This window comes from Macrococcus sp. DPC7161 (genome assembly GCF_004117835.1).
In the GTDB taxonomy this organism is placed as follows: Bacteria; Bacillota; Bacilli; order Staphylococcales; family Staphylococcaceae; genus SDSC01.
Genome location: NZ_SDSC01000007.1, coordinates 1 through 21579 on the forward strand (window position 1 = coordinate 1; position 21579 = coordinate 21579).

A 21579-nucleotide genomic window follows, 5' to 3' on the forward strand; every position below is an offset into this window, starting at 1 on the left:
AGTGCAAGCACTCTTGTCCGTTCGCTCGACTTGCATGTATTAGGCACGCCGCCAGCGTTCATCCTGAGCCAGGATCAAACTCTCCATGAAAGATTGCTTGATATAAGCTCTTGATTGGTTAAGCCAACCACTCTTTGGGAGTGAACTAAGTTCACTCAAATTATTGGAATTAACGTTGACATATTGTCATTCAGTTTTCAATGTTCATTAAAATTTTTATGGAGCGGGTGATCGGAATCGAACCGACAACATCAGCTTGGAAGGCTGAGGTTTTACCACTAAACTACACCCGCATATATAATTGAAGTTTTTAAGTGCGGCCGAGAGGACTTGAACCTCCACGGGATTAACTCCCACTAGGCCCTCAACCTAGCGCGTCTGCCATTCCGCCACGACCGCGCGTTGGCCATTTAAAAGCTTGTCATCTGTTTTAGCAACAAGATTTATTATATAACGCTCAAGTTTGAAAGTCAACACTTATTTTCAAAAAGTTTTATTTTTATTTTTTAATCGATATTAAAACCAAAAAATAAAATGGTGACCCCTACGGGATTCGAACCCGTGTTACCGCCGTGAAAGGGCGGTGTCTTAACCGCTTGACCAAGGGGCCGTTGTTAAAGCAACGAAATTAATATTAATATGTTTTCAAGCATAAGTCAACACTTTATTTCAAAAAAAAATGTTAACACGTAAAATTAAACTTTACGTGTTAACTGTAACTCACTTAAACACTTAGAACAGCGATATTTCTTAATATTAATGCGTCTTTGTCTAAAGTATTGGGTACTGCACCCTGTGCAAGTAAACACATAGCGATGTTTATTATTTGGTAATGGATTACAATACCTCGGTGCACCAACTTTTTCGGAGAGCACTTTGAAGTCTCGATCGCGATGTTGAAATCCAAGACCTGCAATATGAAGATGATAATGTACTAATTCATGTTTAATAATATCAATCAGCGCTTCTTTGCCATGAAATTCATATTGTTTTGGATTAATTTCAATGTTATGGCTGCTTAAGAGGTACCTACCTCCCGTCGTTCTTAATCGCTTATTAAATGTCACTTGATGTTGAAATGGTTTCTCAAAAAAATTTAGTGAAATTGATTCTGTTAATTGCTGCAGTGCTTGATTATCCATTAGGATTTTTCATTGTTAATGCAACTTTTCCTTTTTCAAGGTTCACATCATCTATCCAAACATCGACAATATCCCCTACACTCACAACATCTGTAGGATGTTTAACAAAACGATCTGCAAGTTTCGAAATATGGACTAATCCATCTTGTTTTACGCCTATATCTACAAACGCACCAAAATCCACTACGTTTCTAACAGTACCTGACAATTTCATACCTTTTTTCAAATCTTCAATTGATAAAACATCTGACTTTAATAAAGGTGTTTCAAAATCGTCACGTGGATCACGGCCTGGTGCCATTAACGCTTTAATTATATCTTCTAAAGTCGGTTCCCCTATATTTAATGTCGCTGCAGTTTGAGTGATTTCAATTGTCGATAATGCCGTTTTTAATTGATCCGTACCTAAATCATTGATTGATAAATTTAATAACTTTAACAATTCATAACTTGCTTCATAACTCTCTGGGTGAATACCTGTATTATCTAAAGGTTCATCACCATCAGGAATTCTCATGAAACCAATACTTTGTTCAAATGTCTTTTTCCCAAGTCGTTTTATTTTTTCAATCTCTTTATGATGTTTAATTGGACCATTTTCTTCACGATAAAGAATGATGTTATCCGCAACTGCTGAAGATAATCCAGAAACGTGCTGTAATAAAGCACTTGATGCTGTATTAACATTCACACCAACTTGGTTCACTGCTGTTTCGACGACGAACGATAATGTATCATTTAATAACTTTTGATTCACATCATGTTGATATTGTCCGACACCAATCGATTTTGGATCGATTTTTACTAATTCAGATAATGGATCTTGTACTCGTCTTGCTATCGATACTGCACTTCTTTCTTCTACTTGGAAATCTGGGAATTCTTTTCTTGCAATTTCAGAAGCAGAATAAACCGAAGCCCCCGCTTCATTTACAATAATAAATTGACATGATAAGTTGTTGTCTTTTATCAAATGTGCAATAAACTGCTCTGTTTCACGACTCGCCGTACCATTACCAATTGCGATTAATTCAATTTGATGTTTTTGAATAAAGTCTAATACTTTCTTTTTAGCTTCTAGTTGTTTTGATACTGGTGGATGTGGATAAATTACACCTTTTTCAATAAACTTACCAAATGGATTAATGACTGCTAATTTACATCCTGTGCGATATGCTGGGTCAACACCTAATATCATTTTTCCTTTTAATGGTGCTTGTAATAGTAAGTTTTTTAAATTTACTGCAAAAATATCAATCGCTTGCGCTTCACTTTTTTGTGTTAATTCGCCACGTACTTCACGTTCAATTGATGGTAAAATCAACCTTTTTAAACTTTCTTCAATGGATTGATCAAGCCATTGATTCGTATTGGCTTTTTTCTTTATCATTTGATTATGAATATATTGTTTTAATTTGCTTTCATCTACTTCAATCGATACTTTTAAGACATCTTCTTTTTCACCACGATTAATGGCTAGTATTCTATGTGGCACAATTTTATTCACAGGCTCTTGATAGTCGTAATACATCTCAAAAATGCCTTTTTCATCTTCGGCTTTCTTTTTCTTACTCGTTACAATCACGCCATTATCCATAACATACTTTAAAATATATGTTCTGAACTTCGGTTCGTCCGCAATCACTTCAGCAATAATATCAACTGCACCTTGAATTGCCATTTCAACTGATGTGACTTCCTCATTTAAATATTGCAATGCTTCATTTTGAATATCAAAGTTTTCAAAGTTTAATATTTTATCCGCTAAAGGTGCCAAACCTTTTCTCTTCGCTTCCGTTGCTCGTGTTTTCTTTTTTTGTTTGAATGGTCGATACAAATCTTCTACACGTTGCAATTTCACTTGAGCAAGTATTTCTTGTTTTAATTCATCAGTAAGTAGCCCTTGCCCTTCTATAGAACGAATCACTTCATCTTTACGTTTTTGTAAGTTTGCCATATAAGCATATTCTGTTTCAATGGCTTTGATTTCTACTTCATCTAATCCACCCGTAACCTCTTTACGATAACGTGCAATGAAAGGAACAGTATTTTTTTCTTCGAGTAAATTTAAGACTGCTTTAATTTGATCTTTCTTAAAGGGTAATTTTTCGATAATTAAATCTAATATGTGTTGTTCCATAGTTGCCTCCTTAAAGCGTTTTGTTTATTTTAACAAAAAAAGATGCCAATTAGGCATCTTGATCTGCATTTTGTGCTGCTTCTCTTAACTTTTTAATTGCACTTCTTTGTAATCTTGAAACATGCATCTGGCTTAAGCCTACTTTTTCACCTGTTTCTTTTTGGCTCAATCCTTCTATGAAAGTACATTGAATAATTTCTTTTTCTCTATCCGATAATAAAGGTAAGATGCGTTCTAATATCATTCTCTTTTCTGTTAACTCATAACCCGATTCGATCTCACCTGTGATATCAAGTAATGTAACCGTTGAACCGTCTTTATCCGCTTCAATAGCATGGTCCACACTTAATGCATTATAGCTTTGGCCCATCTCCATTGCTTCAAGCACTTCTTCTTCAGTAACTTCTAAATGATTCGCAATTTCAATGATTTTGGGTGATCGACCTAACGTATTAACCAATTCATCAGTGGCCTTTTTAATTTTGGGACCAATTTCTTTAATACGTCTAGGAACGTGTACACTCCATGTTTTATCACGTAAATAGCGTTTAATCTCTCCAATTACTGTCGGTACTAAAAATGCTTCAAACTTACGGTCAAAAGAAACATCAAATCGATTTATGGCACCAATTAATCCAACGTGCCCTACTTGAACCAAATCTTCATGATGACTTTGTCCTTTTGAATAACGGTATGCTAACGATTCAACTAATTTCTTATAATGGTGCACTAATGTTTCTAATGCAATTTCATCGTTAGTATCTTGATATAACTTAATCCAAGCATTGATTTCTTCAGGTGTAAAATCCTGTTTAGACATCTCTACACCTCTTTTATGAATTTCGTCATACTGATTGTCACGCCAGCATCCTTTTTAATATTTACTTCGTCCATTAATGATTCGATTAAGAATAAACCTAATCCACCTTCACGAATAAAATCAACATTTTCATTTTCTTTATATGGACCTAATTCTTTTTTAGTTTTTTCGTAATCAAAACTTTGCCCTGAATCAGACACAATAATTTCTACTTTATCTTTGAAAATGACATATCCAACAAGCACATCGCCAGTTTCATCGTTTTTGTACGCATGTTTTACTGCATTCGTTACTGCTTCACTTACAGCAATCTTTGTATCTTCAATATCATCATAAGTCGCACCAGCACGGTTTAAAATACCTGATAACGTTAAACGCACTAAACCGACATATTCAGCTGTAGCTGGAAATTTCATTTCAATATAATCATACATTTTTTCCATATTACTTAGCCTCCGTCTCATTTACGTGCATTAATTCTTTTAAACCAGTGATATCAAATAAGCGTTCAATTCTAGCATTTACGCCTAATACATAAAGCTCTCTATTGTTTTTGTTTAAATCCTTTAAAGTCCCTACAAATAAACCAAGGCCAGTTGAATCCATATATGTAACGTCTTTAATATTTAAGTGGATATCATATAAACCTTCTGTACGAATTGGCATTAATACTTCTCTTAACTTAGGTGCTGTATACACATCAAGTTCGCCGCCGACTTTAATTTCGTAATACGTATCATGTTTTTGTGAGTCAATTGTTAAGTTCATCATTCTTCTCCTTGATTTCTACCAATTTTAGTTTAAATACAAATACCCTTATCCAAACACTTTAAACACATTTTTTTATTTTGTTCGTTTAATAATTAATATTGTTAAATCATCACGTTTTTTCACATCGCCAATTTTTAAGATTTCTTCGTAAACGACTTGTACAATATCTTGTGGATGTAAATCTTTATATTTGCGAATGATTTCTAGTAATCCTACCGCCTCAAAAAAAGTACCATCAATGAGTCGTGTTTCCGATACACCATCCGTGAATACAATCACCATATCATCAATTTCTAACTTTAGTTCATCTTGATCATATCTTGTTGTAGGGTGAACACCTAAAACTGTGCCACGAACAGTCATTTCTTCAAATTTATCTAATTTATTGCGATAAATAAAACCAGGTTCATGGCCAGCAGAACTATAATACAATGTATGATTCACTTCCTCATACAAGCCATAGAACATCGTCACAAACATATTTTGATTTACATTTTTTTCAACAACGCGATTGAGTCGCTTTAAACCATCACAAGGTAATTGAGAATGTCCATATGAATCCATTCCAAACTTAATCATACTCATGGCAAGTGCTGCAGGAATACCTTTTCCAATAACATCCGCAACCGCAAAACTCATCGTACCATCTTGATGGTCAATTAAGTTAAAATAGTCTCCATTTACTTTATGTGCTGGTACACTAATTGCTCCGATTTGAATATTGTCTAATTGTGGGATGTTTGTTTTTAACATAGTCGATTGTAAACTACTCGCTACTTCCATTTCTTTATCGACGCGTTCCATTCTTTGAACGAGCGCTTTGTAATCTCGATAACTGAAACCGTAGCCCACAAACATCTCATATAATACATCTAGTGCCATTGTATGTTGTCTTGTGTCTAGTTGATTTTCTAAAATGATATCTTTATGTAATGCAATAATTTCCTCGGGTGAAACATCTAGTCGAATTGCCTCATCAGCAATTGCTTCGATCTCTCTTAGTACGTTGTTGTTTTCTGTCTCTATATAACGTAATAAAACGTCATCGTAACGCTTTATAATCGATTCTATTTTATCCAACGTCTTCCTCCCTCATTTATTAAGAACACATCTAAATATAATACTCAAAAAATACACATTGCTTTTCTATTGTAACAAATCATTCTTTATAGTTATATCATTATTTTGATGGTATTCTCTTGGTAATCTTCTTCCTAACGAAGTAAGCACTTCATAGTTAATCGTTTCTAAATGATCTGCGACTACATCAATTGATTGGTCATTATCTTTATTATCAATAATAATAACACGATCTCCCATTTGAACAGGTGCATCGGTTTTTAGCATCAGTTGGTCCATACAAACGCGACCAATAATTTCTGCAGTTTGATTGCCAACAGTTACTTTATATCCTTGTAACTTTCTAGGAATACCATCTGCGTATCCAAGCGGTACAGTTGAAACAAAATGTGTGTCTTTTGCAACGTACGTACGTCCATAACTTACGGCATCACCATTTTGTATTGTTTTCACATGGCATACTTCACTTGTAAGTTGCATCGACGGTTTTAAATCGAGTGGATATTGAGATTTCACAAATGGTGAAGGATAATAGCCATACAAACTAATCCCTAAACGAATAGCATTACAAAACGACTTATCAAATCGAATTGAAGCCGCTGAATTTTGACAATGGATGTATTCTGGTTTCGGACTACTATTGACCTTTGTTTCAAAATCTAAATATGCATCGTCTGTATGATCATCTTCTGCATCCGCCACACTAAAATGCGTAAATACTCCTTCAAAATTAAAAGTATCATTGGCCAAAATCATACGCACTACTTCTTTATATTCATGAATATCATGTATACCAATACGATTCATACCAGTATCTAATTTGACATGAAGATTCACCTTGCTACCTGTTGCTAATGCACTAGCTTCTTTTAGCCAATCTAAACTCGGTACAGTGAGACTAATATTGCTTTCACTCGCTTGTTTAATAAATTCCGGCTTAACAACACCAAGCACCAATATTTTTTCTTCTATTCCTGATTGTCTCAACTCAAAAGCTTCATCTAGTGTTGCGACAGCAAAAAATTTAGCACCATGCGCACCTAAATGTTTCGCAATCGGCACTGCTCCTAAGCCATAACCATTGGCTTTAATTACTGCTATCGTTGTTTTTCCTTTATGCATATCACTAAACAAACGATAATTGTGCAATATTGCATCTAAATCGACTTTGACGATACTCGGTCTATAAAATTGATTATTCATGTGATCACCTATTATTTATTATTAATTCTTACTCATTATACGACTCAATGACTACAAAAGCTTGTGCAAACAATTCTGAGTGAGAAATTGATACATGTGCATTGTTGTCACCTTTAATATATGGTTTACCTAACGTATCATTTAAGCAACAAATATCATGAAAAGCAAGTTTTCCGATACCCGTACCTAATGCTTTACTATAAGCTTCCTTGACACAAAAACGTCCTGCCAAATATTCAATTTTCCTCTTATCAAGCGTTAATTGTTGATACACCTTAATTTCATCAGGATGTAAAATACGTAAAATAAATTTCTCTTGATGAATATATTTTTCAATACGGCTCAGTTCCAAAATATCTGTACCTATGCCTTTGATCATATTTGTCCTCACCCCTTAAATTGAATTTAATCGTTTATTTTTCGTTTATTTTTCGTTTTTTATTAATCATAAGAAAATTATATCAAAAATATGCACAAAAAAACGAGACATCTAAGTGTCTCGTTAAACGTTTTAAGATTACATTGAAGTGTCTTATCTTAATTATTTTTTATGATCAGCAAATGTTCTACCTTTGAAAGGTTTCTTTCCACCTGATGATGGTTTTGATTTTTTTTCAAAGTTTTTACGACGGTTGTCTTTTGAATCTTTTCTTGGTCCACGATTACGGCTATCTTTCGAACGGTTACCGCCACCATTTCCACGACGACCATAAGATGATTTACCGCTACCTTTACGACCAAGTGGTTTTTCAAATGTTAATTGTACATCAACATCATTGTTTGATTTTACAAGTTCTTGTAATAATGAAGCCACTAATTTAACATCACCGTATTCAGCAATTAATTCTTTAGCAATTTCTTCAATACGTTGTTCTGTATCTTTAGATACCCAATCTTGAACTTTTGATTTCACATCGTTTTCTCGAGCTTTCATCACTTCACCTGGTGTTGGTGGGCGCATCGCTTGCATTTTACGATTTTTGGCATTTTCGATTTGACGAATGTAATCCATTTCAACTGGGTTAACAAATGAAATCGCCATACCGAATTTACCAGCACGGCCTGTACGACCGATACGGTGTGTATAACTTTCTACGTCTTGCGGAATATCAAAGTTATAAACATGTGATACACCAGAAACGTCTAATCCACGTGCCGCAACATCTGTTGCAACTAAAATATCGATTTGATCGTTTTTGAATTTCTTTAATACTTCTAAACGTTTCGCTTGTGTAATGTCACCGTGTAATCCTTCAGCACGGTAACCTTTTGTAATTAACGCACTTGTTAATTCATCTACACGACGTTTTGTACGTCCGAATACAATAGCAAGTTCTGGTTGGTGAACGTCTAAGAAATTAGTAAATGTATCAAACTTTTCTAATTCTTTAACAATTGTGTAGTACTCATCAATTTGTGGGTTTGAATCTTCACTAGACATTGTTTTAACGATAACAGGATTGTTCATGAACTTTTGAACCAACTCTTGAATCGCTTTAGGCATTGTTGCAGAGAACAACATTGTTTGACGATTTTCTTTCGGTAATTTATCCATGATAAAACGCATATCATCGATGAATCCCATGTTCATCATTTCATCAGCTTCGTCTAAGATTAACGTGTTGATGTCTTCTGTTTTTAAAGTACGACGATTTAAATGGTCAATGACACGACCTGGCGTACCTACAATAATTTGTGGACGTTTTTTAAGTTCTCTAATTTGACGATCGATTGGCATACCACCAAATACAGTCGCAACTTGAACTCCTTGTCCACGTCCAAATGCCTTTAATTGTTCAGCAACTTGAACAGCTAATTCACGAGTAGGTGCTAGGATTAACGCTTGAATTCCTTGTTTGTTTTTTACTTTTTCAACTAATGGAATCCCGAACGCACCAGTTTTACCAGTACCTGTTTGCGCTTGACCTAACACATCTAATCCAGCCATTGTATGTGGAATACTATCTGTTTGGATTGGTGTTGGTTCACTAAATCCCATTTTTTCTAAAGATTGAATCGTTTCTTCAGAAATACCTAATTCTCTAAATTTTTGCAATATAATTTCTCCTTTAATTTTCCGAGCGGTTCTTTACCGCATATTTTCTGTGAGTAATTTTTCACTACTCCTACACTTCAACTTCTCTATACTAACACCCTTAACAAAAATAAGCAAACGAACGAATGACGAAATAATGGTATTTTAACCAAAATAAAAAAATATCGTACGCTTACATTACTGTAGGTATACGATATTTTGTATATTAAAAATATTTTTATTCTTTATTACAAGTTCATGTACAACTTTCTTACTTTAATGATGTAATAATAGTTTCTAATGCCATGCCGCGACTTGCTTTAAACAAGCATACTGTATGATGATTCAATACACACTTTAAATAATCTGCTATCTCATCTTTTGTTTCGAAATGCTTCACTTCAGTAAATTGCTTTGCTTCATCTGAAATGTATTTTGCTGCATCACCATATGTAAGTAATAAATCAATACCTTGATCTTCAAAATAACGACCCACTTCACGATGATAACGTTCTTCATCCGGCCCTAACTCTAATACATCACTTAATACGATAATTTTACGTGCTTGTTGCATTTGACTCACTGTATCAATTGCCGCTTTCATACTCGTTGGACTAGCATTATAGGCATCGTTGATTAATAGTGAACCGTTGATGCCTTGAATACGTTCCATACGCATACCAGTTAAAGAAAGCGATTGAATATTTTGTTGGATGGTTTCATCTGATAATCCTAGAAGCTTACCAACTTGAATCGCAATGGTTGCATTTCTTGCATTATGTGCACCTAAAGTAGATACTGAGTATGACGTGTCATTGATATCAAATTCAATAGATTGCTCTAATGAAACTAAATGATGAATGTATAAATCATTACTTTCATTAAACCCGATACTCAATACTTCACCACTGTATTGATCTACTAGTGGTTTTAATAACGGTTCATCGCCATCATATAATAATGGTCCATTCAAGCCCGCAGTTATTTCAAACTTCGCTTTCGCAATTCCTTCGCGTGAACCTAAATCACGCATATGTGATTCACCAATGTTAGTAATTGCCGCAATACTTGGTTGTGCTAATTGAGATAAGAATTCTATTTCACCAAATCCACTCATACCCATTTCTAAAATAGATATTTCTGTGTCTTCATCTAATTGACAAATCGTTAACGGCAATCCAATTTCATTGTTATAATTACCTTGTGTTTTCTTCACTTTAAAATTCGGCTTTAATACTGCTTCAATCATATCTTTTGTTGTTGTTTTACCGTTTGATCCAGTTACCGCAATCACTTTCGGTGACACTTCATTTAAATAAGCTTTCGCCATTTGTTGCAATGCTGTTAAAGTATCTTCAACGACAATAACCGACAATCCTTCAGGTAATGGCACGTCTTGCTGCCAAAGTGCAAGAGAAGCACCACTTTCTAACGCTTGTTGAACATATTTGTGACCATCAACATTTTCACCTTTGAAAGGAATAAATAAAACGCCTTGATCGATTTTTCTTGAATCGATACTCACACCATTAAATTCAAGTGATTCAGTTGCATTCAACTTTCCGCCAACTGCATCACTTAACCATTTTGCATTACGTTTAATCATCATTTCACACTCTTTTATAAATCAATTTTGTATTGTAATTGTTTCTTTGCTTCATAACGCTCTTTTGCTAAATCAATCAATTTAGTAATTAACTCACTATAAGAAACGTCCATGTTTTGCCATAATAATGGATACATACTAAATTTAGTGAAACCAGGCATCCCATTTGTTTCATTGATGTAAATAGAATTGTCTTCAGTTAAGAAGAAGTCAGCGCGCACTAAACCTGAACAATCTGTTGCTTTAAATGCTTCAATAGCCATATTACGTAATGTTTCATGTACTTCATTTGGAATATCAGCAGGAATTTGTAGTTTGACATTACCGTCCTTATATTTCGCTTTGTAATCGTAGAAGCTTACATCTTTAACAACTTCACCAGCAAGCGTCGTTTCAGGATAATCATTCCCTAATACAGCAACTTCGATTTCTCTTGCTTCCACACCTTGTTCAATGACCAATTTGCGGTCAAATTTAAATGCTTCTTCAATCCCTTGAATTAAACTTTCTTTATCAACACATTTTGAAATGCCGACAGAAGAACCATTATTTGCTGGTTTAACGAATACAGGGAATGTTAATTTATTCATCACAAGCTCTAAAATGTTATGACGGTATTTTTCGTATTCACTTTTTAAAAATGAAACGTACGGTAATTGAGGTAATCCGCGATTTGCAAATAATTGTTTCATCACAAGTTTATCCATCGAACTACTTGCGGCAAGGACTCCATTACCTACATAAGGAATATCTAGTACTTCAAATAAACCTTGAATCGTGCCATCTTCACCATTTGGTCCATGTAATAATGGGAATACCGCATCATAAGCTTCACCATTTTCACGACCAGATAACATATTTGTAATTGAACGGCTTTTCTCGCCATTCAATCTTAATACTTCAGCATCTTCAATCGGTGCTGTAATTTCTGGGCCTTTAATCCATAATCCATCATTATCAATATAAATCGTATCCACTGTATAACGTGCTTTATCCATTGCGTTAATTACAGACTGTGCAGTTAAAATCGATACATCATGTTCTGCACTTTTTCCACCATAAATGATACAAATATTTTCTTTTTTCAATTGTATCTCCTCCAAATTAATCTCTAAACTTCATATTACCACATTCATTCCTAACCCGCTAAAAGAAACATGATGAATCCAACAAGAAAGATACATTAAGAAACTTTTAAAGAGATAATTATACAATATTTCGTTCATTTTCATGTATAATAAACATATCATTTTATGTTTAGGAGTTACATTATGCCTTTTTCAATACGCAATCGCGAAAAGAGACCGTTATTAGAACGCATTGACTGGTGGCTAATCATTATAGTGATTGCATTTTTAGCAATCAGTGTGAGTATTATTTCATCAGCGATGACAGGTGGACAATATTCGACCAATTTCGCAATTAGACAAGTTTTTTATTATATTTTAGGTTTTGGTATTGCATTATTTATAATGCTACTTAGTCCAAAGTTCTTACTAAAATGGACATATGTCTTTTATTTCATAGGCAACATTTTATTACTTGGACTACTCGTATTACCCGACTCATCATTTACACCAGTAATCAATGGTGCAAAAAGTTGGTATGTCTTTTTCGGTTTATTAAGTATCCAACCCTCTGAGTTTATGAAAATCATATTAATGTTAACTTTGAGCAAAGTGGTTTATGATCATAATCGCTTTACTTATTATAAATCGATGCAAACAGATTTAATGCTCCTTCTTAAAATAGCGTTTGTTTCAAGTTTACCTATGTTATTGATCTTATTACAAAATGACTTAGGAACTACACTTGTATTACTTGCTATTATATTAGGGATTGTTATTGTATCAGGTGTAACATGGCGCATTTTAGCACCTTTCTTAATTACAATGTTTGTCATCGGTAGTAGCATTATTTTAACCATCATCTATAAACCGGCTTTGATTGAAAAAACACTAGGCATACAGACGTATCAACTCGGCCGTATCAATTCTTGGTTAAATCCAGCACAATATTCCGATGGCGAAGGCTTTCACTTAATGGAATCAATGAAAGCAATTGGTTCAGGTGGATTGTTTGGTAAAGGATTTAAAGGTGGAGAAGTTTACATTCCTGAAAACCATACTGACTTTATCTTCTCAGTCATTGGTGAAGAATTTGGCTTTATCGGTGCCATTTTAATATTAATCTTGTTTTTAGCTTTATTTACACATTTATTTAAACTTGCACAATATGCAGAGCACCCATTTAGTACAGTATTTTTAATTGGATTTATTAGTATGATTGTCTTCCATGTCTTCCAAAATATCGGTATGACGATTCAACTTGTGCCAATTACGGGTATCCCACTACCATTTATAAGTTACGGTGGTAGTGCACTTTGGGCAGTGATGTGTGGTATTGGCGTTGCTTTATCGATATTCTATCACTCAAGTAATTACGACAACATCAAAATTCAGCCGCTACATAAGCAAATTAAATTTAAAAAATAAAAATAAAAATAAAATACTGTAAAAAATAAAAATAAAAATAAAATACTGTAAAAAATAAAAATAAAAATAAAATACTGTAAAAAATAATCACGAAAAAAACAAAAAGCACTTGAAATGTTTTAGACATTTTAAGTGCTTTTTTATACTCAATTAATAAATTCATTGCTTCTATGAATTATTTTAACTTTGCAGGCGCAACATGTGGTAATGTACGCATTGCATCTAATCTAGATTTAGTTATTGAAATATTTACACCGAGCGATGAAAGCAAATTCACTACGTTTTTCAACTTTTCAGGTCTTTTCTCCATAATATCGCTCCAATCTTCTTAATACCTATATTCTACTTTAATTCAATATAGAAATCTATAGGCCTTGAGACTTATTTGTGTAAATTTTTTGAAAACTGATTATTAAGATTGTTAAATGATTACGTCAAAACCGATATCTTCGACTGCCGCTTTAACAGCTTCTATTTGATCATTTTCCATTTGAAGTGTTAATGTACCTTGTTCTAAATCGACTTTACCTTGAACACCTTCAATACCATTTGCCGCTTCTTCTACACTAGCTTTACAATGATTACATGTCATACCTTCAACTTTAATTACTTTTTCCATTTGAATCATCCTTTCATTCTTTTAAATGTTTTTAGTAATTCTTCCATTGCTTGTTCTGTTTCATTGTGATTAATTTTATCTACAATACAAGTCTTCATATGTTGCTCTAACAACAAATGACTGACCGAATTTAAAGCTTGTCTTGTTGCAGCAATTTGCGTTAATACATCATCACAATAAACATCTTCTTGTATCATTCGGTTAATCGCTCTGACTTGACCTTCGATACGATTCAATCTTGTTTGAAGATTTTTTTTAGTTGCTAAATCCGCTGTCATCGTATACCTCCACAACAGTCGTTTTAATAAATACATTCTATACCCTATAAGGGTATATGTCAAACTGCCTTAAATATGATTATCATGTATAATAAATAAAAAGGAGGTTTATATGGATATATTTCAACTTATTGATTTCTATAATATTTCATCTGTTTTATTCTTTTTAGGATTTATTATCAACCTCTTTTTAGCCTTTGTCATTATATTTATGGAAAGAAGACAAGCAGGTTCAACTTGGGCATGGCTATTTGTCTTATTCTTTTTACCGATTATCGGCTTTATCGCCTATTTATTATTCGGTAGACAAATTTGGCGACAAGATATTTTTAAACTCGATGAACAAGATAAAGTCGGTCTTGAACATATCGTTAATGAGCAAATAGAAGCACTAGATAAGAATGAACTTAAAGGTCATTCTTTAGAACTTTCTAAACATCAAGATTTAATTCGCATGCTATTAAACAACAATGCTTCTTTCTTAACAACAGACAATAAAATAACCATTCTCACAGATGGTCGTAAAAAGTTTGATAGTTTATTACATGATATAAAAAATGCTAAAGATCATATACACATTCAATATTATATTTTTAAACGTGATGGGATTGGTAAAGAAATCATCGATGCTTTAGAAGAAAAGTTAAAAGAAGGCGTAGAAGTACGAATGCTCTATGATGATATCGGGTCAAGAACATTAACATTATCTCGTTTTAAAGACTTTAAAGCATTAGGTGGCCAAGTAGAAGCATTCTTTAAGTCTAGTCTCCCATTAATCAATTTAAGGATGAACAACCGAAACCACCGTAAGATTGTTGTTATCGACGGAAAGATTGGGTATATTGGTGGCTTTAATGTCGGTGATGAATATTTAGGTTTAGACAAACGATTTGGTTATTGGCGTGACACACATCTCAAAATCGAAGGCGATGCGGTAAATGCATTACAACTTCGATTTATGATGGATTGGAACTCACAATTCAATCGTAATAATTTACATTACGAAGAGAAATTCTTCCCAGATGTTCATTCGCAAGGTGATATTGGCGTACAAATATCTTCAAGCGGCCCAGATTCAACAGAACAACACATTAAATATGGTTATTTAAAAATGATTACCAGTGCCAAAAAATCGATTTACATTCAAACACCTTACTTCATTCCAGACGACTCATTACTTGATGCGATTAAAATCGCTGCAATGACAGGTGTTGAAGTGAACATTATGATACCGAATAAACCCGATCACCCATTTGTATACTGGGCAACTTATTCAAACGTTGGTATCTTATTAGAATATGGCTGTAACATTTATATTTATGAACAAGGATTTATTCATACGAAAATGGTCCTAATTGATGATGAAGTTGCAAGTGTTGGTACAGCAAATATGGACTTTAGAAGTTTTGATTTAAACTTTGAAGTCAATGCATTTATATATGATGCCAAAGTCGCAACAGAACTAAAGAATACATTTTTAGAAGATATTAAAGTCTCATCGCAATTAACTACTGAAATTTATGAATCTCGTGTATTATGGATAAAAATAAAAGAAGCTATAGCAAGATTGATTTCACCAATCTTATAATCACCTAAAAAGGGATTGAGCCAATAATATCGACTCAATCCCTTTAAGATTTTATTCATTTTCTTAAATTTATATATTATAAATGAAAGAATACAAAATCTGCTGCAATATTTAAGAAAAATAGTGAATGTAAAGCGAGATAAGAAAAACCAATCATCTTTTGTTTTTTAGTTAATTCAAAACGATATGATAGATTCATAAATAACATCCCCTTAGTTTTAAGAATTTTCTGATAATTTATAGATTTATTATACCACCACTTTAAAAAATGTAAACATAAAAGAAAGGAATTTTTCACAAATGACAAATAACATGATTAAACAAGCTGAAGACTATGTGAAAGTACTATTAGAAAAAGAACGTTCAGGACATGATTATTATCATATTGAACGTGTAAGAAAACTTGCTTTATATATTGCTAAAAAAGAAAAAGCCAACTTATTTATAGTAGAAATGGCTGCATTACTACATGATACTGTTGATGAGAAATTATTTGATGAAGAAACTGCTTATGCAAATTTAGAACTATTCTTTAATCAAATCGAATTACCTCAAAAAGACCGAGAAGCAATCATACATATATTAAAATATATGAGCTTTAAAGGTGGTATTAATGAAGGGAAATTAAAATCTCTTGAAGGACATATTGTTCAAGATGCAGATCGATTAGATGCTTTAGGTGCGATTGGTATTGCACGTACATTTCAGTTTGCTGGCAAATTCGGTGAAGCGATGTATGACCCTAACATTAAAGTGCGAGAAGATTTAACTAAAACATATCGTGAACCATCAACAGCGATTAATCATTTCTATGAAAAACTATTCAAATTAAAAGACTTAATGAATACAACAACAGGTAAGCAACTCGCTGAAGAAAAACATGCTTATATGGAGCAATTTATAGAGATGTTTTTTCACGAGTGGAATGGCATAAAATAAAGGCTAGGACAAATGTCCTAGCCTTTATTTTATGCGGTTGAGTACAAAGTAATTGTTACCTAATGATAAAGAGACTAAACGGCGGAACATAAGTTGCCACTACAACAAAAACCGAACAAAAACGATAAATCAAAAAGCGATTTATACGTTTTGTCCGGTTTTTGCTTGTGGCAGAACACTTATGTCCCAGCCTCTATGTTTTTATTTTCTTTTTTTCTTTTTTGGTGCTACTTTCGTATTCTTACGTTGTGCAGCTTCTTCTCGTTCATGCGCTTCAATCATTGGTGCTAATTCTTCGTGTACTTTCTTACTATAGAACTTATTCCCTAACCATGTTTGGAATACTAAGAACGCGCCACCTACTGCCCAATATAATGGTAATGCAGCAGGAGCTATTGCTGACATCCAAACGATCATAATTGGTGAGATGAACATCATCATTTTCATTTGTTGTTTTTGTTCATCCGGAATATTTTGCATTGATACATAAGCTTGTACTGCATAAACAATACCCGCAATGACTGTTAATGCGATATCTGTTTTTGTTAAATCAAACCATAAGAAGTGTGGGTATTTTGTAATACCGCCTTCTGTAGGATATTTTAATACATAGAATAAACCAGTAACGATTGGCAATTGAATTAACAATGGTAAACATCCCATGTTTAATGGGTTAATACCGTTATCTTTATATAATGCCATCATATCTTGTTGTGCTTGCATTTTTTCTTCTTGTGTACGAGCACGCTTCGTACGTTCTTGAATTTCTGTTAATTGTGGCTTAATTAAAGCCATTTTTTCTTTCATGATACTTTGGTTCTTGTATGTTCTCATCATAAATGGGAACAACGCTAAACGTACAATTAAAGTAATTGCAATGATTGCTAAACCGTAATTGTGGCCCATGTTTGATCCTAACCAATGAATTAATTGGTCTAAAGGATGTACAAACGTATCATAGAAGAAACCTTTACGATTTTCTTGTTTTGAATAATCACAACCTGCTAAGAATACTGTAATCCCTAGAAGCAGTGGCAACAATGCCTTATTTTTCATTTCTTCACCTCAAAAATTTTATTCACATAGAGGTAATTTTAACATATAAATGCACATACTTAAACTAATATTACAATATTGTCACGTATTTATGATTGATAATACGCTTTATATGCTTCAACCACACTTTTAACATCATTAGCTTTTGTGATTGATGAAATGGTAGAAATACCATTTGCACCTGCTTTTAATATCATTTCACAATTTGTAGATGTAATACCACCAATTGCAACGATAGGAATGTGTTTATCATATAATCGCATTTTACGAATCAATTCAATACCACCCGGTTGTTTCGCATCACTTTTAGAACTTGTTTGATAAACAGGTCCAACCCCAATATAATCGACATGTGCTAAATCTGAATTATCATATTCTTGCAACGTACTTACTGATAATCCAATGATTTTGTCTTCAAAGTCATGGATGATATTTTCAATTTTCTCATCATCTTGCCCTAGATGAATGCCATCTGCATCCACTGCTTTTGCAAGTTCAATATCATCATTCACAATAAATGGTACGTTGTATTTTTGACAAAGTGCTTTCACTTCTTTTGCAAGTGCAAGCTTTGCCTCACCAGTTAAGGCATTCTCACCTTTCTCGCGTAATTGAAAACAAGTTATGCCCGCTTCTAATGCTGATTGTAAAATGCTGATAAAAGCATCTTTTGAAGGTGTATCTTGTGTCCCTGCAATAAAATAAACCTTCAATATTGATTGATCAAAATTTTGCTTCATCCACTACACTTCTTCCACTCTCTGATTCGCTACGATATCATCTTCAGTAATTTCATACAATTGATCAATTAAATGTACTGCAAAATGGCCCGGTAGCGTACCATTAGGTAACTTACATGCGAATTCACTCGCAACAGTATATGCTGCAAGTGCTTCAGTTAAGTCTTCTAATGTCGGTTTAACCTTATTATATACAAAACTCGCAACAACTGCTCCTAATAAACATCCGCCACCTGTAACTTTTGTTAATAATGATGTGCCATTTTTCACTAAGGCAACACGATTATCTTGTACAATCGTATCTACTTCTCCTGTAATAACAATCGCTGAACCAAATATTTCATGTGCTCGTTTAGCAATTTCAACGTTATTTAAATCTGTTCTGCTATCTGTCCCTTTCATTGTTGTTTCTTCTAAAAGGGCTAGAAGCTCACTTGCATTTCCTCTAATTACTGAAATATCAAAGTCATTCAATAAATTTAAACAAAATTCTTTTCTAAATGATGATGCACCACTCGCTACTGGATCAAGTACAACGGGTACTTGATGCTTATTCGCATATTTAACCGCTTCACGCATATCTTCTACTCTTGAAGGATGTAATGAACCGATATTGATTAACAATGCGCCAGCAACAGATAAAAATGCATCCATTTCTTCTTTCGCTTCTGCCATTGCTGGACTCGCACCAAGTGCTAATAAGCCATTTGCAGTAAAGTTTTTTACGACATCATTAGTCATACAAATAATCAATGGGTTATCTTTTCTAATCTCATTTAATCTCATTTTTATTCCCCTTTAAATGCAAAGTGATTGACTGGACCTTGTCCATGCCCAAGTTCTGGTGTATGTTTAATCGCTAAATCCATATAACGTTTAGCTAGTCTTACACTTTCTTCTATGGATTTACCTTTAGCAAGTTCTGACGTAATGACTGCAGAATATGTGCAACCTGTACCATGCGTATGTTTTGTATTATAGCGCTCACCTGGTAATGTAAGCATTGTATCATTTAAAAATAAATAATCTGTTGCGTCCCCTTTTAAATGTCCACCTTTGATTAATACCGATTGTGAGCCGATTTCTTTTATAAATCGCTTGCCTGCTAATAACACATCGTCCATCGTTTCTACTTTCATTTCTAAAATTGTTTCTAACTCTGGAATATTCGGTGTTACAACAGTCGCTAAATCTAATAACTTAGTTCTGACAGCCATTTGTCCTTGTTTATCCAGTAGTGCATCACCACTTTTAGCAACCATTACTGGGTCAATAACATATGGCACCGTTTGAATATGCTTTTCGATATAAGGACGTACCACATCCATAACGTCACTACTCGCAAGCATCCCCGTTTTAACAGCATTCGGTACAATGTCTGAATAAACACTTTCTAATTGTGCTTCAATGACTTCTACCGGCTGATTAAATACTTGTTGTACCCCTAATGTATTTTGTGCAACGATACTTGTCACAACACTCATGCCGTAAACACTTCTTGACTGAAATACCTTTAAATCAACAGTTGTTCCAGCACCGCCCGTTGGATCTGTACCCGCAATAGATAATGCTGTATTAAACATATTGTTCACCTTCAAACGACCATTTCTCTTGATCTACACTCATTTGGAAGAAATTGCGTTCATGCACACAGCTTTCTAAGAAATTTTTTCTTAAAATTTCTTTTTCTTCATCTGTCGCACGCTGTGCAAAATCATCCACCCATCGATCTAAATGATGCATCAATTCATCCATATTTTTCGTATAAAAATCAACCCAATCTTTTAAAGGATTACCCGTTAAGTCATGACGCTCAGTGATTTTTAACGCCAATTGTTGATAAACGTATGGACATGGTGCCATTGCACAAATTGTAAAACTAGCATCGCTATAATGATAAGCATTGTAATACATATGCTTAATATAATGATCACTAGAAGGATACCATGCACCGTTTTTAATAATATCTTGATAAGCTTCCCCAACATAATCTGCCATTGTGTAATGTGCTGACACTTCGCCATTCATTACAAAATCAATTTGCTCTAATAAAAATCTTACATCTTCATCATCATTTAACTTTGGAATAAGCAAAGCATAAATCTTTGCAAACTCATTCAAATAACGACTATCTGCTTGTAAATAATGGCGAATGGCTTCTTTGTCAATATCCCCTCTGATGACACCTTGTATAAAGTCATCTTGATAGATTTGTTCAATAATGACTTCTGCTTCTTTTTTTACTGATTCAATAAACATAACTGCCTCCTAAAAAATGAATTCGTCATTAAATTTATCCACAAAAAAACCTATTTTCAGACAGAAAATAGGTTAGCAAAGGTCCTAACACTACTTTCCTACGCTGGCATTATCCAGATCAGGTAAAGGGTTCGTGAAAACGTCTCAGCCAAATGGCACCCCTAGCAGTGAACAAATTTATTAACTTAATTTAAGTATAGAAAAGGTATATGAAATTTGCAAATAAAAAAACACACTAGCTTTTGCTAGTGTGTTTGAATGGATTATATTAGAATCCCCAAGCTGATAAACCTTGAGCATTGTATGCTTTAGTTGCAGCGTTGATTTGATCTTGAACTGTTGCAGTTGAACCCCAACCTGGCATAGTTTGGAATAAACCTGAAGCACCTGATGGGTTGTAAGCATTTACTTGACCATTTGATTCACGAGCAATGATTGCTTGCCATGTAGATGCTGGTACTCCTGTACGTTTAGCCATTTCTTGAGCAGCTGCTGAACCTACTGAACCAGCAGTGTTACCGTTAGCTAAACGAATACCACTTGTTGGTGCTGATTGAACTGGCGCTTGAGCTGGTTGGTATGATGTTTGTTGTACTGGTGCTTTGTAAGTTGGTGCTTGTGAAACTTCAGCAGTTGGTGCACTTACAGATGATGTTTGAATCGCTTGAACTGGAGCACTTGTTTGTGTTGTTTTAACTGCAGTTTCAACTTTTTCAGTTGCTACTTGTGCAACATTATTTTTCATAGAACCTTTATCTAAAATAATTAATTTCCCAACTTTTAAATCTTTATCTGATTTAATTTTGTT

23 protein-coding genes, 3 tRNA genes, 1 rRNA gene, 1 pseudogene and 1 riboswitch are annotated in these 21579 nt (G+C 33.8%); of the genes and pseudogenes, 3 read left to right on the top strand and 25 right to left on the bottom strand.

Annotation, left to right across the window (positions count from 1 at the left end; genetic code table 11):
• The 15 genes from ER639_RS09320 to ER639_RS09390 form a co-directional block, all read right to left on the bottom strand.
• Positions 1–90: ribosomal RNA gene (locus ER639_RS09320) — 16S ribosomal RNA — on the bottom strand; the annotation flags it as partial.
• 129 nt (positions 91–219) lie between these two features.
• A tRNA-Gly gene (locus ER639_RS09325) sits at positions 220–293 on the bottom strand.
• A gap of 22 nt (positions 294–315) precedes the next feature.
• Positions 316–399, bottom strand: a tRNA-Leu gene (locus ER639_RS09330).
• 136 nt (positions 400–535) lie between these two features.
• Positions 536–610 (bottom strand) — tRNA-Glu (locus ER639_RS09335).
• A gap of 85 nt (positions 611–695) precedes the next feature.
• Complete coding sequence (locus ER639_RS09340) at positions 696–1142, bottom strand: SprT family protein (RefSeq protein ID WP_129065524.1); 447 nt, start codon at positions 1140–1142, stop codon at positions 696–698.
• Positions 1135–3282 carry a Tex family protein gene (locus ER639_RS09345; protein ID WP_129065525.1) on the bottom strand — a complete coding sequence of 716 codons (2148 nt, stop codon included), beginning with the start codon at positions 3280–3282 and terminating at the stop codon, positions 1135–1137. Before ER639_RS09345 ends, ER639_RS09340 begins: the two co-directional genes overlap by 8 nt.
• Before the next feature lie 49 nt (positions 3283–3331).
• Positions 3332–4102 carry an RNA polymerase sigma factor SigB gene (gene sigB, locus ER639_RS09350; protein WP_129065526.1) on the bottom strand — a complete coding sequence of 257 codons (771 nt, stop codon included), beginning with the start codon at positions 4100–4102 and terminating at the stop codon, positions 3332–3334.
• 2 nt (positions 4103–4104) lie between these two features.
• Complete coding sequence (gene rsbW, locus ER639_RS09355; protein ID WP_129065527.1) at positions 4105–4545, bottom strand: anti-sigma B factor RsbW; 441 nt, start codon at positions 4543–4545, stop codon at positions 4105–4107.
• Between the two features lies 1 nt (position 4546).
• Complete coding sequence (locus ER639_RS09360; RefSeq protein WP_129065528.1) at positions 4547–4870, bottom strand: anti-sigma factor antagonist; 324 nt, start codon at positions 4868–4870, stop codon at positions 4547–4549.
• A 75-nt stretch (positions 4871–4945) separates the two neighbouring features.
• Positions 4946–5944 carry a PP2C family protein-serine/threonine phosphatase gene (locus ER639_RS09365; protein WP_483306240.1) on the bottom strand — a complete coding sequence of 333 codons (999 nt, stop codon included), beginning with the start codon at positions 5942–5944 and terminating at the stop codon, positions 4946–4948.
• A 75-nt stretch (positions 5945–6019) separates the two neighbouring features.
• The gene (gene alr / locus ER639_RS09370; RefSeq protein WP_129065530.1) at positions 6020–7156 is read right to left on the bottom strand and encodes an alanine racemase; all 1137 of its coding nucleotides are present in this window, start codon (positions 7154–7156) and stop codon (positions 6020–6022) included.
• A gap of 28 nt (positions 7157–7184) precedes the next feature.
• Complete coding sequence (gene acpS / locus ER639_RS09375; RefSeq protein WP_129065531.1) at positions 7185–7535, bottom strand: holo-ACP synthase; 351 nt, start codon at positions 7533–7535, stop codon at positions 7185–7187.
• A 162-nt stretch (positions 7536–7697) separates the two neighbouring features.
• A complete protein-coding gene (gene cshA, locus ER639_RS09380) occupies positions 7698–9212 on the bottom strand; it encodes a degradosome RNA helicase CshA (RefSeq protein WP_129065532.1) in 1515 nt (504 codons plus the stop codon).
• Between the two features lie 250 nt (positions 9213–9462).
• Positions 9463–10797: a UDP-N-acetylmuramoyl-tripeptide--D-alanyl-D-alanine ligase gene (locus tag ER639_RS09385; RefSeq protein ID WP_129065533.1), complete on the bottom strand. Its 1335-nt coding sequence runs from the start codon at positions 10795–10797 to the stop codon at positions 9463–9465.
• Positions 10798–10811: 14 nt separating this feature from the next.
• A complete protein-coding gene (locus tag ER639_RS09390; protein ID WP_129065534.1) occupies positions 10812–11885 on the bottom strand; it encodes a D-alanine--D-alanine ligase in 1074 nt (357 codons plus the stop codon).
• A gap of 183 nt (positions 11886–12068) precedes the next feature.
• On the opposite strand from ER639_RS09390, the gene ER639_RS09395 reads away from it, so the two are divergent.
• Positions 12069–13292, top strand: coding sequence for an FtsW/RodA/SpoVE family cell cycle protein (locus ER639_RS09395; RefSeq protein WP_129065535.1), 1224 nt, complete (start codon positions 12069–12071; stop codon positions 13290–13292).
• Positions 13293–13467: 175 nt separating this feature from the next.
• On the opposite strand, the gene ER639_RS12445 is transcribed toward ER639_RS09395, so the two are convergent.
• The 3 genes from ER639_RS12445 to ER639_RS09405 all read right to left on the bottom strand — a co-directional run bounded on the left by ER639_RS12445 (position 13468) and on the right by ER639_RS09405 (position 14189).
• On the bottom strand, positions 13468–13602 hold the full coding sequence (locus ER639_RS12445) for an Lmo0850 family protein (RefSeq protein ID WP_240664026.1): 135 nt from the start codon (positions 13600–13602) through the stop codon (positions 13468–13470).
• Positions 13603–13713: 111 nt separating this feature from the next.
• Positions 13714–13911 carry a heavy-metal-associated domain-containing protein gene (locus ER639_RS09400; RefSeq protein ID WP_129065536.1) on the bottom strand — a complete coding sequence of 66 codons (198 nt, stop codon included), beginning with the start codon at positions 13909–13911 and terminating at the stop codon, positions 13714–13716.
• A gap of 5 nt (positions 13912–13916) precedes the next feature.
• Positions 13917–14189: a metal-sensitive transcriptional regulator gene (locus ER639_RS09405; RefSeq protein ID WP_129065537.1), complete on the bottom strand. Its 273-nt coding sequence runs from the start codon at positions 14187–14189 to the stop codon at positions 13917–13919.
• A gap of 112 nt (positions 14190–14301) precedes the next feature.
• Here ER639_RS09405 and cls point away from each other — a divergent pair, with 112 nt between their 5' ends.
• Positions 14302–15777, top strand: coding sequence for a cardiolipin synthase (gene cls / locus ER639_RS09410; protein ID WP_129065538.1), 1476 nt, complete (start codon positions 14302–14304; stop codon positions 15775–15777).
• 76 nt (positions 15778–15853) lie between these two features.
• Here cls and ER639_RS12510 read toward each other — a convergent pair whose 3' ends face one another.
• The gene (locus ER639_RS12510) at positions 15854–15976 is read right to left on the bottom strand and encodes a hypothetical protein (RefSeq protein ID WP_255420567.1); all 123 of its coding nucleotides are present in this window, start codon (positions 15974–15976) and stop codon (positions 15854–15856) included.
• A 101-nt stretch (positions 15977–16077) separates the two neighbouring features.
• Here ER639_RS12510 and ER639_RS09415 point away from each other — a divergent pair, with 101 nt between their 5' ends.
• The gene (locus tag ER639_RS09415; RefSeq protein ID WP_240664028.1) at positions 16078–16716 is read left to right on the top strand and encodes an HD domain-containing protein; all 639 of its coding nucleotides are present in this window, start codon (positions 16078–16080) and stop codon (positions 16714–16716) included.
• A gap of 201 nt (positions 16717–16917) precedes the next feature.
• Here ER639_RS09415 and yidC read toward each other — a convergent pair whose 3' ends face one another.
• From yidC to ER639_RS12450, 6 genes and pseudogenes are all read right to left on the bottom strand, one after another.
• Positions 16918–17772: a membrane protein insertase YidC gene (gene yidC, locus ER639_RS09420; protein ID WP_129065539.1), complete on the bottom strand. Its 855-nt coding sequence runs from the start codon at positions 17770–17772 to the stop codon at positions 16918–16920.
• An 89-nt stretch (positions 17773–17861) separates the two neighbouring features.
• Positions 17862–18512, bottom strand: coding sequence for a thiamine phosphate synthase (gene thiE, locus ER639_RS09425; RefSeq protein ID WP_129065540.1), 651 nt, complete (start codon positions 18510–18512; stop codon positions 17862–17864).
• Positions 18513–18515: 3 nt separating this feature from the next.
• The gene (gene thiM / locus ER639_RS09430) at positions 18516–19298 is read right to left on the bottom strand and encodes a hydroxyethylthiazole kinase (RefSeq protein WP_129065541.1); all 783 of its coding nucleotides are present in this window, start codon (positions 19296–19298) and stop codon (positions 18516–18518) included.
• A 2-nt stretch (positions 19299–19300) separates the two neighbouring features.
• Positions 19301–20095 carry a bifunctional hydroxymethylpyrimidine kinase/phosphomethylpyrimidine kinase gene (thiD, locus tag ER639_RS09435; protein ID WP_129065542.1) on the bottom strand — a complete coding sequence of 265 codons (795 nt, stop codon included), beginning with the start codon at positions 20093–20095 and terminating at the stop codon, positions 19301–19303.
• A complete protein-coding gene (gene tenA / locus ER639_RS09440) occupies positions 20088–20771 on the bottom strand; it encodes a thiaminase II (protein ID WP_129065543.1) in 684 nt (227 codons plus the stop codon). Before tenA ends, thiD begins: the two co-directional genes overlap by 8 nt.
• Positions 20772–20849: 78 nt before the next feature.
• Positions 20850–20944: riboswitch (TPP riboswitch) on the bottom strand.
• 95 nt (positions 20945–21039) lie between these two features.
• Positions 21040–21312 (bottom strand): annotated as a pseudogene (locus ER639_RS12450) (transglycosylase SLT domain-containing protein); the annotation flags it as partial.
• Positions 21313–21579 lie beyond the last annotated feature (267 nt).